Origin of the sequence: Serinicoccus chungangensis, from assembly GCF_006337125.1 — a bacterium.
Classification (GTDB): Bacteria; Actinomycetota; Actinomycetes; order Actinomycetales; family Dermatophilaceae; genus Ornithinicoccus; species Ornithinicoccus chungangensis.
This window is the reverse complement of the sequence record NZ_CP040887.1, coordinates 269,561-281,254: the sequence shown is the minus strand read 5'-3', so window position 1 is coordinate 281,254 and position 11,694 is coordinate 269,561. Positions and strand designations below refer to the sequence as shown.

Sequence of the window (11,694 nt, the reverse complement as noted above, 5' to 3'; positions counted from 1 at the left end):
GTCGGCATCTCGATCTGGTCACCACGGGCGGCCCGGGTGCCCTGCAGGCACGACGCGCTGCCTAGGGTTCCCGGTATGACGTGGGCGAGCTTCGCGCGGGCGCGGGCACGGTCCTCCCGGGGGCTGCTGCTCACCCTGCTGGCGCTCGTGACCGTCACGACGGCGATCATCGCCGGGACGGTCGGCTACTCGGCGGCCGCGGCCAGCACCGCCGCCCGCGGCGCGCTCACGGAGGGCGAGCCGACGCAGACCGGGGTGCAGGTGCAGACGAGGCTGGCCGAGGACCCGCGGCGCCAGGACGCGCGGGCCCGGAGCACCATCACCGAGGCCTTCGCCCCCGCCCCCGTGAGCATCGGCCGGCTGGTGGTGACCGAGCCGCGGCCGGCCCGGGTCGCGGGGGCGGAGGTGGAGGTGGAGGGCGAGCTCGTGCTCGTCGGCGGCCCGGAGCTGGCGCCGGGTGAGGCACCCGGCGACCTGGTCACGGTCCTGGAGGGGACCTGGCCCACGGGGGACGAGGGTGCCGGCGAGGACGCCCCGGCGCCGGGGGCCCTGCACGTCGGTGCCGCGCGCGCCCTCGGCCTGTCGGTCGGCGACACCCTCGTGGTGGGCGAGCGCACCGTCGAGGTCACCGCGCTCTGGCAACCGGTCGACCCCGCCGACGCCTTCTGGTTCGGCGACGAGCTCGTCCGGACCGGCGTGGGCGAGGAGAAGGCGACGCTGGGGCCGCTGGTGGTGGAGGAGGCGCTGGCGCAGCAGGTGGGCGCCCCCTTCGTGCGCTGGCCCGTCCGCCCCGACGCCGACCGGATCACCCCCGAGGACCTCGGTGTCCTCGCGGCGGGCGCCGCGAGCCTGCGCTCCGACCTGCGGGACGCCCCCGGGGTGGCCGTCCGCGGCGTGCAGGTCGAGGGCGACCTCGCCCCCACCGCCGGCCAGGCCTCGACCAACCTGGCCACCGCCCGCGCCCTCGGGGTCGTCCCGCTGTCGGTGCTCGTCCTCGTCACCGGGCTCGCCGTCACCCAGCTGGCCCGCCTGCTCGCCGCGACCCGCGAGCCCCAGGCCCAGCTGCTCGTGGCGCGCGGGGCCTCGCGCCGGCAGGTCCTGCTGACCGGCCTCGTCGAGTCGGTGCTCGTCGCGGCGCTCGGTGCCGTCCTCGGCACCCTCCTCGCCTGGGCGGCGGTGCGCGCCGTGCCGGGCGGCGAGGGGCTGCTGGGCCGGCTCGTGGTCACCGCCCTGCTGACCCTGGCCGGCATCACCCTGACCCTCGGGCTCGTCGCCGCGCTCCAGGCGCGCCGCCTCTCCGGCGGGGCCGCGGTGGCCGACCGGTCGGGCCGGGTCCGGGCCGCGACGACGCTCGCCGCCGTGGTCCTGGTGCTGGGGGCGGCCGCGCTGAGCTGGTGGCAGCTGCGCCGGGCCGGCTCGCCGGTGACCCGGGCCGAGGACGGAGCCCTGGGCACCGACCTCGTGGCCGCCGCCGCGCCGGCCCTGCTGCTCGCGGCCGCGGCCGTGCTCGCGACGGCCCTCCTGGGGCCGCTCACCCGCGCCGTCGAGCTCCTCACCCGGCCGACGCGCACCACCGCCGCGCACCTCTCGTCCGCCCAGGTGAGCCGGCGTCTCCCGGTGTATGCCGTGCCCGTCGTCCTCACCGTCCTCGCGGTGGGCTCGACCACGCTGGCGGCGCTCTACGCCGGCACGAGCGCGCAGCTGCGGGACGACCTCGCGGCCGTCCGTGAGGGCGCGCCGCTGCGCGCCGACCTGGTGCGCCCGCCCGCCACGGTCGAGCCGGGCGTCGTGCCCGCCCCGCCCCCGGACCTCGCCGCGCTGCCGGAGGTCGACGCGGCGGCCCTCGTCTGGTCGGACCCGGACGCCCGGGTGGGCGAGGTCGACGTGCCGCTCACCCTGGCCCCCACCGGCACCGACGGCGGCGGGCTCGGCGCGGTCGCGAACGTGCCGGAAGGCATACCGGGCGGACTGGTGCCCGCCGGCCTGGACCGGGCGGTGGGCGCCGACGGGGAGCCCCTCGCCGACTCGGCCGTCACCGTCCCCGAGGACGTCGACGCGATCGACGTGGAGCTCGTGGTCGAGCGGGGCACCGACGCGTGGGAGCTGGCCCGGCTCGAGCAGCTCCCGGACGCGCAGGAGAGCCTCGTCGAGGGGTTGGAGGCCGTGGGCTGGGACCCCGCCCAGACGGAGGCGGCCGGGGGGTCGTTCATCTACGCCCTCGACGACTCCCCGGCCGCGATCCAGCGGTCCCTCGACAGCGAGGTGGTCGCCGCCGCGGTGCCGGTCGAGCTCCGGGTGACGCTGCTGGTCGAGGACGTCGCCACCGGCCTGACGTCGTCCGTCACCTCCGAGGCGGTCCGGGCCGAGGGCCCGCAGCTGTCCTACGACCGGCAGGCGCTCGGCGACTGGAGCTCCACCTCGGAGCGGACGACCGCCGACCTGCGCTTCGCGCTGCCCGAGGGGCGCGAGCACCGGGTCCGCTCGGTGACCGTCAGCACGCCGGGCACGGCGGACGACGTGCCGCCCGACCTCTTCTCCGGCTACTCCTCGACCACCCTCGACCTCGACCTGTCGCTGACCGCCGGGGGTGAGGACCTGCTGTCCGGGACGGACGGGTGGGGCAGCTCCTCGGCGGCGAGCCGTGACCAGGCCGCCCCGCTCCTGGAGGAGGCCGCGGCGGTCGAGGACCCGTCCTTCCAGACCGCGATCGAGGTCGTGGAGCGCTCCCGGGGGACGGGTCTGCCCTTCATCGACCCCGAGGTGACCACCGACGAGGTCGACGTCCCGCCCTGGGTGGACACCACGACCCCCACGTGGCACCTGCAGGTCCCGGACCTGCGGCAGGAGCCGATCGAGGTCGCCGTGGCACCGGACGTGACCTACCGCGGCGACGCGGTGCTGGGCCAGGATCCGGGAACCGGCGCGACGGGCGAGGAGGCGCCGGCCGCCACCGTCCCCGTCGCCCTCACCCGGCAGACCGCCGCAGCAGCCGCCCTCACGGTCGGCGACCCGGTGACGCTGCGCCTCGTCGGCACCACCGTGCCGGCCGAGGTGGCCCAGGTCGTCGCCGCGCTGCCCGGTCAGCAGGGCGAGACCGCCGCCCTCGCCGACTCGCGGGTCGCCTCCCGGGTCCTCGCCGAGCAGCAGCGCAGCCTCACCTGGCCGGACGAGGTCTGGGCCACCCCCTCCGCCGGGGCGCAGGCCGCCGTCGAGGCCCTCACGGCCCGCGCGGACCTGCGCGCCGTCACCGGGCCGGGAACCGTCTCGGTGACGGACGCGACAAGCGCGGCCCGGCTGGTCTTCTGGGTCGCCTCCGCCGGTGCGGTGCTGCTGGCCCTGACCGGGGTCGCGGCCGTGGCGGCGACCCTGCTCACCGCGCGCCGCCCGGAGGTCGCGGTGCTCCGCGCGCTCGGTATGCCGCCCGCCGCCCAGGCGCGCTCGCGCGCCCTCGAGCTGGCCGGGGTGGTGCTGGTCGCGGCGGTCTTCGGCCTGGCCGCCGGCTGGCTGGTGGGCGGGGCGGTGGTGCCGGAGCTGGCGTCGTCGACGACGGCCCCCGGCCGGCTGCGGCTCCCGGCGGCGCTGCGGCTGGAGGCGCTCCCGTGGGCCGTGCTGCTGGCCGTGACCCTCACGACGGCGGGACTCCTGGTCGCCCTGGTCGCCCGGCGCGTCCGTGCGCAGGCCCTCGACCGCGGCTACCGGGAGGAGATCCGATGAGCCCGCGGCACGGCATACCCCGGGCTCCGGGCCCGGCCCGGCTGGCCCGTCGCCAGTTCACCGCCGACCCGTGGGTGTCCCTCGGTCTGGCCGCCCTCGTCGGCCTGGTCGCGCTGCTGCTCACGGCGGCGCCGCGCGGTCTCGTCGACGTGCAGGGCCGCCAGCTCGAGCAGGAGATCGGGGCTCTGTCCGCGGCGCAGCGCGACCTGCGCGGCGACTGGCAGCGGACGGTGTTGTTCGGCTCTCCGGCCGATTACTACGGTGCGCCCGGGGTCGATGGCTGGGCGCCCCTCGTCGAGGGCGCGGAGCGGGTCCGCAGTGAGCAGCCCGAGCCGTTGCGCGACGTCCTGGGCCCGGCGCAGCTCCTGGCCCGGTTGCAGTCGGAGGTCCAGTTCACCCCGGACATCGAGTCCGGCTACTACACCGCGACCCTCAGCCTCGCCGTCGATCCCGACCTGCGCGAGCACGTCGAGCTCGTGGAGGGTGACTGGCCCGAGCTGGTCGTCGGGCCCTCGCCCCTGGTGGGCGTCGGCGGGTCGGCGGACCGACCTGGGCAGGAAGGGCCTGAGGAGCCCGAGCCCGAGGACGCCCCGGAGGTGCCGATCGTGGTCCTCGAGGAGACCGCGCAGGAGCTGCGCCTGGAGGTGGGCGACACGGTGCCGCAGACCGACCTCGTCGTCAGCGGCACCTACGTCCCGCGTGACCCGGACGACCCGCGGTGGCAGCACGTCGACAACGCCGCGGTCATGGGCACGCTCTACGACCCCAACCGGGGCGAGGCGGCGTTCCTCACCGGTTTCCTGTCCCCGGAGAACCGCGGGAGCATCGGGCCGGCGGCCACCGTCTCGATGCGGGTCTGGTACCCCGTCGACGCCTCGGCCATCACCGGGACCACCGGACAGGTCGAGGCGCTCACCGCCCAGGTCAACGGCTTCCTCGCGGCGCAGCACCCGCTCGCCACCGCCGAGCAGATGGGCGACGCCCGGGGCGCCCAGATCCCCCTCTTCACCACCGACCTCACCGACGCCCTCGACCGCGTCGCCAGCCAGCAGCGGGCGACGAGCTCGATGCTCGCGGTCGTGGCGGCGGGCCCGCTCGGGGTCGCCCTCGCCGTCGCCGCGCTGGGCGCCCGGCTCGTCGTGCAGCGGCGCCGGCGGAGCCTGGCGATGACGCTCGCGCGCGGCGCCTCCCCCCCAGCTGCGCCGCGTGATCGCCGCGGAGGGTCTGCTGCTCGGGGTGCCCGCCGCGGCGCTCGGGCACCTCGGCGCGATGCTGCTCGTGCCCGGTCCGACCCCCTGGTGGCAGTGGGCGGTCTCCGGGGCGGTCGCGCTCGTCCCGTCCCTCGCCCTCGCCGCCTCCGTCGACGACGCCTCGCTGCTGACCCGGCGCCAGGACCTCGGCGGACGCAGCCGCAGCCGGTGGCGCTGGGTGGTGGAGGTCGCCGTCGTCGCGCTGGCCGGGGTCGCGACCTGGCGGCTGCTCGGCCGCGGGGCGCGCGGGGACGACGCGGCCGCGACCGGCATCGACCTGCTGGCCGCGGCCACCCCCGTGCTCCTCGCCCTGGCCGCCTGCGTCCTCACCCTGCGCCTCTACCCCCTCCCGCTGGCCGCGCTGACCCGGGTGCTGCGCGGCCGGCCCACGCTCACCCCCTTCCTCGGTGCGGCGCGGGCCCTGCGGGACCCGGCCGGTGGCCTCGTGCCCACCCTGGCCGTCGTCCTCGGGACGGCCGTGGCGCTCATCAGCGCGGTGCTGCTGTCCACCGTGTCCCAGGGCGCGCAGGTCGCGGCCTGGCAGGACAACGGCGCACCGGTCCGCCTCAACGGGCCGGTCCTCACCGACGAGCTGCGCGCCTCGCTGGAGGACATCCCGGGCGTCGGCGCGGTCGGCGGCGTCGCCGACAGCGGGGCCACCCAGGACCTCGTCGTCGACGGCGAGCGGACGGCGGTGCGGGTCTGGGTGGCGGAGCCCCAGGTGGAGCAGGTGTATGCCGCGTCCCCCCTCATCGAGGGCCCACCGCCCGCCTTCTGGTCCGAGGACGGCACACCCGGGGTCGTGACGCTGCGCTCGGCCGACGAGGCGGCGCCCGGGTCCGCGGGCGAGGTCGCCGTCTCGGGCCTCGGCCAGGTCGAGGTGCTCGGACACCTCGACGAGGTCCCCGGCGTCCTCGTCACCGGGGCCGGCGTGCTCGTCGACGGAGACCGCTGGGTCGCGGCCGGGGAGACCCTGCCCCGGGTGTCCACGACGCTCATCGGCCTCGAGGAGGGCGCGGACCCGGAGGTGGTCGCGCAGGCCGTCACCGACCTCGTCGGGAGCGGTGGCGTCGTCACGACGGTCTCGACCCGGCTCGACACCTTCACCGAGGCCCCGGTCACCGTCGGGCTGCGCCAGCTGTTCGTCGGGGCGACCCTGGTCTCCGCGCTGCTCACCGTCCTGGCCGTCGTCGTGGTGCAGCTCATGGGCTCGGTCGCCCGCACCCGGCTGCTCGCGACCCTGCGCACCCTCGGGCTGGCCCCCGGCCAGACGCGGGCGCTGACGGCGTGGGAGCTGGCCCCGCTGCTGGCGACCTCCCTCGTCGTGGGCTCGGTGCTGGGGCTCGCCGTGCCCTGGGTCCTCCTGCGCGGCCTCGACCTCACCGGGCTCACCGGCGGGACCGCGCAACCGGCCCTGCACCTCGACCCGCCGCTGCTGGCCGCCGTGCTCGGCGCGGTGGTCCTGACCGTCCTGACCGCCGTCACCACCAGCGCCTGGCTCCCCGGGCGCACCAACCTCGCGCAGGCGCTGCGCGTCGGGGAGGACCGATGAACACGATCCCACAGCACCACCAGGAGCAGTCCGTGGACGACCCGACCGGGCCTGCCGCCGTGGACGACCGCACCACCCTCGGGACGGTGCGCGAGCACCAGGGCCCGGACATCTGGTGCGAGGACCTGGTGCGGATCTACTCCACCGAGGGGGTCGAGGTGCAGGCCCTGCAGGGGCTCAACCTCGTCGTCGACCCCGGCGACGTCGTGGCGCTCGTGGGGGCCAGCGGCTCCGGCAAGTCGACCCTGCTGGGCATCCTGTCCGGGCTGGACCGGCCCACGGGTGGACGCGCCCGGGTGGCGGGGGTGGACCTGCTGACCATGGGGCGCGCGCAGCGGGTGGACTACCAGCGGCACACCGTCGGGTTCGTGTGGCAGCAGACGTCCCGCAACCTGCTGCCCTTCCTCTCCGCGGCCGAGAACGTCGCCCTGCCCATGGTCATCTCGGGTCGGCGCGAACGGGCCCGGCGGGTCGAGGAGCTGCTCGACCTGCTCGGCCTGGCCGACTGCGCGGAGCGCCGGCCCACCGAGCTCTCCGGCGGGCAGCAGCAGCGGGTCGCGATCGCCACCGCCCTGGCCAACTCACCCGCCGTCCTGCTGGCCGACGAGCCGACCGGCGAGCTCGACGACGCCGCCTCGGCCCAGGTCCTCGAGGTCATGAGGGAGGCCGCCGGCAGCCTCGGCACCACCGTGCTCGTCGTCACCCACGACCCCACCGTGTCCGACCACGTCCGGCGCACGGTCGCCATCCGCGACGGGCGCACCTCCACCGAGGTGCTGCGGTACGTCGTGACCGACGAGTCCGGCGAGCAGCGGCAGGTCGCGCGGGAGTACACCGTCATCGACCGGGCCGGGCGGATCCAGCTGCCGAAGGCCCACGTCGAGGGGCTCGGCCTGCGCGACCGGGTCCGGCTGGAGCACGAGAGCACCCACGTGCAGGTGTGGCCGGACGACGAGGAGCACCGGGCGCACGGGCGACAGGCAGGAGGACGAGATGAGTGAGCCGACGGCATACCGGGCGGACGAGGCGGTCGGCGCGCGGCGGCCGGTGCTGCGCGCGGTGGGGCTGCACCGGACCTTCGGCAGCGGCGCCACCCAGGTGCACGCCGTCGCCGGGGTGGACCTGGAGGTGGGCGCCGGGAGGCTCACCGTGGTGCGCGGTCCGTCCGGGTCGGGCAAGACGACGCTGCTCAACCTCCTGGGCGGGCTCGACCGGCCCGACGACGGGCAGGTGCTGCTCGACGACGGGCGGGTGCTCTCCGCGCTGCCGGAGAAGGAGGTCCTGGCGGTCAGGCGGGAGCGCATCGGCTACGTCTTCCAGAGCTTCGGGCTGGTGCCGGTGCTCTCGGCGGCCGAGAACGTCGAGGTCCCGCTGCGGCTGCAGCGCACCGCCGTGGGCGAGCGCGCCCGGCGGGTCGAGGAGGCCCTCGAGCTCGTCGGGCTGGCTCGGCACAGCCGGCAGCGGCCCTACGAGCTCTCCGGCGGCCAGCAGCAGCGGGTCGGCATCGCGCGGGCCCTCGTCGGCGAGCCGGACATCCTCGTCGCGGACGAGCCGACCGGCCAGCTGGACTCCGACACCGGCGCGATGGTCATGGACCTGCTCGTCCGGCTCACCCACGAGCGCGGCATCGCCTCCGTCGTGTCCACGCACGACCCCGTCCTCATGGAGCGAGCGGACCAGGTCGTCGAGCTGCACGACGGACGCCGGGTCTGAGACCTCCCGCGCCCGACCGGCGAATCGTCGCCGGGGCAGCACTTCCACGGTCGACCTGCCTCCATTCCTGCGGTCGACGGAGCCCCGGACCCGAACTACGGTCGTGACCAACTCGATGCCCGAGCCGGAGCGAGGAGTGATCATGCCGGAAGAGGAGCACCCGTCGGACCAGCCGCAGGGCGAGAGTCTTCTCGGGCCGAGGCCGGGTGGGTCGAGCACCCGCACGCCGCCCTCGCGCCTGCTCCTCGTGGGCTGTGCAGCCCTGGCGGTCGTGGTGCTGGTCGTCGGATTCCTGACGGGCTGGTCGATCTCGGCCATCGGTCTGGCCGTGGTCGCGTCGGTCGGGCTCGTCCTGCTCGCCGTGCTGATCCGACGGCCGCCGCCCACCCGGCTCGAGACGCGGGAGAAGAACAGGACGCGCCGAGACCGGTGGTGACCCCCCACGTCCAGCCGACCGGCGAATCGTCACCGGGGCCGCACTTCCACGGTCAGCAGCGCCGCGCCACCCGCGCCCGACCGGCGAATCGTCGCCCGGGCCGCACTTCCACGGTCAGCTGCGCGGACCGCGGGTGCGGGTCACGGCATACCGCTCAGGAGGCGGCCTTGCGCGCGTGCAGCGCGCGGACCCGCTCCGCCAACTCCGGGTCCGGCCCGGCGACCACGGCGCCGGGCACGAGGGCGGTGATCGGAAGCGGCGCGACGGCTCCCGGCGGCACGCCCAGCTCGGCCGACCAGGCGGAGAGCTGCTCGGTGGAGGAGGCGTAGACGATACGGCCCAGGCCCACCCAGCCGTGCGCCGCGGCGCACATCGGGCAGTGCTCGCCGGAGGTGTAGACGGTGCTCGCGGCGCGCTCCTGCGGCGAGAGGTGCTGCGCGGCCCAGCGGGCGATCGCGAGCTCCGGGTGCTGGGTGTGGTCGCCCCCCGACACGTGGTTGTGGTCCTCGAGCAGCACGTCGCCGTCGGCCGACACGAGCAGCGAGCCGAACGGCTCGTCACCGGCGTCGAGCGCGGCCTCGGCCAGCGCGACGGCCCGCGAGAGGTGGGCGCGGTCGTCCTCGGAGATGCTCGTGGGGTCCGTCACGGGCACCAGGGTATGCCGCCGCCACCGCGCCGAGCAGGGTCCAGGGGAGCGCTCTATCCTCGGTCTCACCCCCCGAGGAGGCGTCGCATGAGCTGGTCACCCCCACCGTCACCCGACCATGGCCGGGCCGACGGCCCCACCGACGCACCGCCGTGGGAGAGCGCGCCGCCCCTGCCGCCGTACGTCCCGGGTGCCCGGAGCCTAAGCGGGCCGGAGGACGTCCCGACGACACCGCCGCCACCCCCGCCGCGGCTGCGCTACGCCGACTGGGGTGAGCGGGTGGCGGCCACGACGATCGACGCCGGCCTGGTCTTCGGGCTGCTCATGGCCCTGGCCCTGATGTCCGCCGTCGTCGACCCGCTCGAGGACCTGGCGGGAGCCGTCTGGGTCGGCGCGGTCGGCTACCTCGGCTGGCTGAACGGGTCGACGGGTCAGTCGCCCGGCAAGGCGGTGCTGGGGCTCAAGGTGCTGCGTGACGCGGACGGCACCTGCCTGGGTGGCGTGGTGGGGGTGCTGCGTACCGCGGTGCTGGGCTTCCTCAGCATCATGACCGTCTTCGTCTTCCTGGTGGTCAACAGCCTGTGGCCGTTGCGGGACCGCCAGCACCGCGCCGTGCACGACCTGATGTTCGGTGCCGTCGTCGTCTCCGGCTACCCCAAGGCCCGTCCCTCCCTGCGGCTGCTGCGGCCCTGACCGCGCGCCCACCGGGCGAGGCACGGCAGACCGGCACGGCCGTCTGACACGATGACGCCATGCGCGTTCTCGTCACCGGCGGCGCCGGCTACATCGGGTCCCACACCGTCATCGCCCTGGCCCGGGCCGGGCACGAGGTGGTCGTCGTCGACGACTTCTCCAACAGCAAGCCGTCGGTGACCCCGCGCCTGGAGGAGCTGTCCGGCATCCCCGTCCCGGTGCACGCCTTCGACCTCGCCGACGGCGACAAGCTGGACTCCCTGCTCAGCCAGGAGCGCTTCGACGCGGTCATCCACTTCGCCGCGTTCAAGGCGGTGGGCGAGTCGGTCGAGAAGCCGATCGACTACTACCGCAACAACATCGGCGCGACGCTGCGGCTGGTCGAGGCGATGGTCGCCCACGACGTGCCGCACCTGGTCTTCTCCTCCAGCGCCACGGTCTACGGCGAGGACGCGCCCGTGCCCATGACCGAGGGCCTGCCGACCTCGGCGACCAACCCCTACGGCTGGACCAAGGTCATGAACGAGCAGATCCTGCGCGACGTGACCCACGCCTACCCGCAGCTCAAGGTGGCCCTGCTGCGCTACTTCAACCCGGTCGGCGCGCACCCCTCGGGACGGATCGGCGAGGACCCCTCCGACATCCCCAACAACCTCATGCCCTTCGTGGCCCAGGTCGCGGTCGGGCGACGGGACCGGCTCTCGGTCTTCGGCGACGACTACGACACGGTCGACGGGACTGGGGTGCGCGACTACATCCACGTCGAGGACCTCGCCGAGGGCCACGTCGCGGCGCTGGAGTGGATCAGCAGCCACGACCGGCCGCTGTCGGTGTGGAACCTCGGCACCGGCCGGGGCACCTCCGTGCTGGAGCTGGTGTCGGCCTTCGAGCGGGCGAGCGGCCAGCAGATCCCCTACGAGATCGTCGCGCGACGTCCGGGCGACATCGCCAGCTCGTATGCCGACCCCTCGCTCGCCGAGGCCGAGCTGGGCTGGCGGGCGACGAGGTCGGTGGAGGACATGTGCGCCGACACGTGGCGGTGGCAGCAGGCGAACCCGCAGGGTTACCCGGACTGACGGCATACCGGTGCGACCCCAGCACGCGTCCGGTGCGACCCCAGCACGCGTCCGGTGCGACCCCAGCACGCGTCCGGTGCGACCCCAGCACGCGTCCGGTGCGACCCGAGCACGCGTCCGGTGCGACCCGAGCACGCGTCCGGTGCGACCCGAGCACGCGTCCGGTGCGGTCGGGGGGGTGGTTCCCAGGTGGGGGGCGTATCCTCGCCACTATGCCTTTGCGCAGCACCTCTCTCGGCGACCTGGAGCGCGCCGTGATGGACATCCTCTGGTCCGAGGGACCCGGGCTGTCCGTCCGTGACGTGCTGGACCACCTCGAGCGGCGCGAGCACCACAAGGAGCTGGCCTACACCACGATCATGACGGTGCTCGACCGGCTGGCCAAGAAGGGCGTCGCCGAGCGGACCCGCGAGGGGCGGGCCTGGCAGTACTCCGCCGCCGCCAGCCGCGAGGAGCTGGCCGCGGGCGCCCTGCGCTCGGCCCTCGAGGCCGTCCAGGCCGACCGCACCGCCGCGATGCTGCATTTCCTCGACGACGCCAGCCCTGGGGAGCTCGACGACCTGCGGGCCGCGCTCGTCGAGGTCGAGCGCCGCCGCGCCTAGCCACCACCCCCT

General features: G+C 75.8%; 10 protein-coding genes. 8 read left to right on the top strand and 2 right to left on the bottom strand.

What is annotated here, in order from left to right:
- The first annotated feature begins 75 nt into the window (after positions 1-75).
- A complete protein-coding gene (locus FHD63_RS01225) occupies positions 76-3,714 on the top strand; it encodes an ABC transporter permease (RefSeq protein ID WP_139719448.1) in 3,639 nt (1,212 codons plus the stop codon).
- On the opposite strand, the gene FHD63_RS01220 is transcribed toward FHD63_RS01225, so the two are convergent.
- A complete protein-coding gene (locus tag FHD63_RS01220) occupies positions 3,693-4,442 on the bottom strand; it encodes a hypothetical protein (RefSeq protein ID WP_139719446.1) in 750 nt (249 codons plus the stop codon). The two genes, FHD63_RS01225 and FHD63_RS01220, sit on opposite strands and share 22 nt — an antisense overlap.
- 478 nt (positions 4,443-4,920) lie before the next feature.
- On the opposite strand from FHD63_RS01220, the gene FHD63_RS01215 reads away from it, so the two are divergent.
- The 4 genes from FHD63_RS01215 to FHD63_RS01200 all read left to right on the top strand — a co-directional run bounded on the left by FHD63_RS01215 (position 4,921) and on the right by FHD63_RS01200 (position 8,665).
- Entirely contained in the window at positions 4,921-6,516 is a 1,596-nt protein-coding gene (locus FHD63_RS01215; RefSeq protein ID WP_139719444.1) for an FtsX-like permease family protein, read from the top strand.
- Positions 6,513-7,517 carry an ABC transporter ATP-binding protein gene (locus FHD63_RS01210; RefSeq protein ID WP_420853110.1) on the top strand — a complete coding sequence of 335 codons (1,005 nt, stop codon included), beginning with the start codon at positions 6,513-6,515 and terminating at the stop codon, positions 7,515-7,517. Before FHD63_RS01215 ends, FHD63_RS01210 begins: the two co-directional genes overlap by 4 nt.
- Complete coding sequence (locus FHD63_RS01205; protein ID WP_139719443.1) at positions 7,510-8,229, top strand: ABC transporter ATP-binding protein; 720 nt, start codon at positions 7,510-7,512, stop codon at positions 8,227-8,229. The genes FHD63_RS01210 and FHD63_RS01205 overlap by 8 nt, the downstream gene beginning before the upstream one ends.
- Positions 8,230-8,371: 142 nt before the next feature.
- On the top strand, positions 8,372-8,665 hold the full coding sequence (locus tag FHD63_RS01200) for a hypothetical protein (protein WP_139719440.1): 294 nt from the start codon (positions 8,372-8,374) through the stop codon (positions 8,663-8,665).
- A gap of 154 nt (positions 8,666-8,819) precedes the next feature.
- Here FHD63_RS01200 and FHD63_RS01195 read toward each other — a convergent pair whose 3' ends face one another.
- A complete protein-coding gene (locus FHD63_RS01195; RefSeq protein WP_139719438.1) occupies positions 8,820-9,311 on the bottom strand; it encodes a nucleoside deaminase in 492 nt (163 codons plus the stop codon).
- Between the two features lie 12 nt (positions 9,312-9,323).
- On the opposite strand from FHD63_RS01195, the gene FHD63_RS15870 reads away from it, so the two are divergent.
- The 3 genes from FHD63_RS15870 (at position 9,324) to FHD63_RS01180 (ending at position 11,682) form a co-directional block, all read left to right on the top strand.
- The gene (locus tag FHD63_RS15870) at positions 9,324-10,004 is read left to right on the top strand and encodes an RDD family protein (RefSeq protein ID WP_139719436.1); all 681 of its coding nucleotides are present in this window, start codon (positions 9,324-9,326) and stop codon (positions 10,002-10,004) included.
- 59 nt (positions 10,005-10,063) lie between these two features.
- Complete coding sequence (galE, locus tag FHD63_RS01185; RefSeq protein WP_139719435.1) at positions 10,064-11,080, top strand: UDP-glucose 4-epimerase GalE; 1,017 nt, start codon at positions 10,064-10,066, stop codon at positions 11,078-11,080.
- Positions 11,081-11,292: 212 nt separating this feature from the next.
- The gene (locus FHD63_RS01180; RefSeq protein ID WP_139719433.1) at positions 11,293-11,682 is read left to right on the top strand and encodes a BlaI/MecI/CopY family transcriptional regulator; all 390 of its coding nucleotides are present in this window, start codon (positions 11,293-11,295) and stop codon (positions 11,680-11,682) included.
- Positions 11,683-11,694: the final 12 nt, after the last annotated feature.

Excerpts from the sequence above, each read along its gene's own strand:
- FHD63_RS01180 (WP_139719433.1), top strand. The coding sequence starts at position 11,293 with ATGCCTTTGCGCAGCACCTCTCTCGGCGACCTGGAGCGCGCCGTGATG.
- FHD63_RS01200 (WP_139719440.1), top strand. The coding sequence starts at position 8,372 with ATGCCGGAAGAGGAGCACCCGTCGGACCAGCCGCAGGGCGAGAGTCTT.
- FHD63_RS01225 (WP_139719448.1), top strand. The coding sequence starts at position 76 with ATGACGTGGGCGAGCTTCGCGCGGGCGCGGGCACGGTCCTCCCGGGGG.
- FHD63_RS15870 (WP_139719436.1), top strand. The coding sequence starts at position 9,324 with ATGCCGCCGCCACCGCGCCGAGCAGGGTCCAGGGGAGCGCTCTATCCT.
- galE (WP_139719435.1), top strand. The coding sequence starts at position 10,064 with ATGCGCGTTCTCGTCACCGGCGGCGCCGGCTACATCGGGTCCCACACC.
- FHD63_RS01210 (WP_420853110.1), top strand. The coding sequence starts at position 6,513 with ATGAACACGATCCCACAGCACCACCAGGAGCAGTCCGTGGACGACCCG.
- FHD63_RS01205 (WP_139719443.1), top strand. The coding sequence starts at position 7,510 with ATGAGTGAGCCGACGGCATACCGGGCGGACGAGGCGGTCGGCGCGCGG.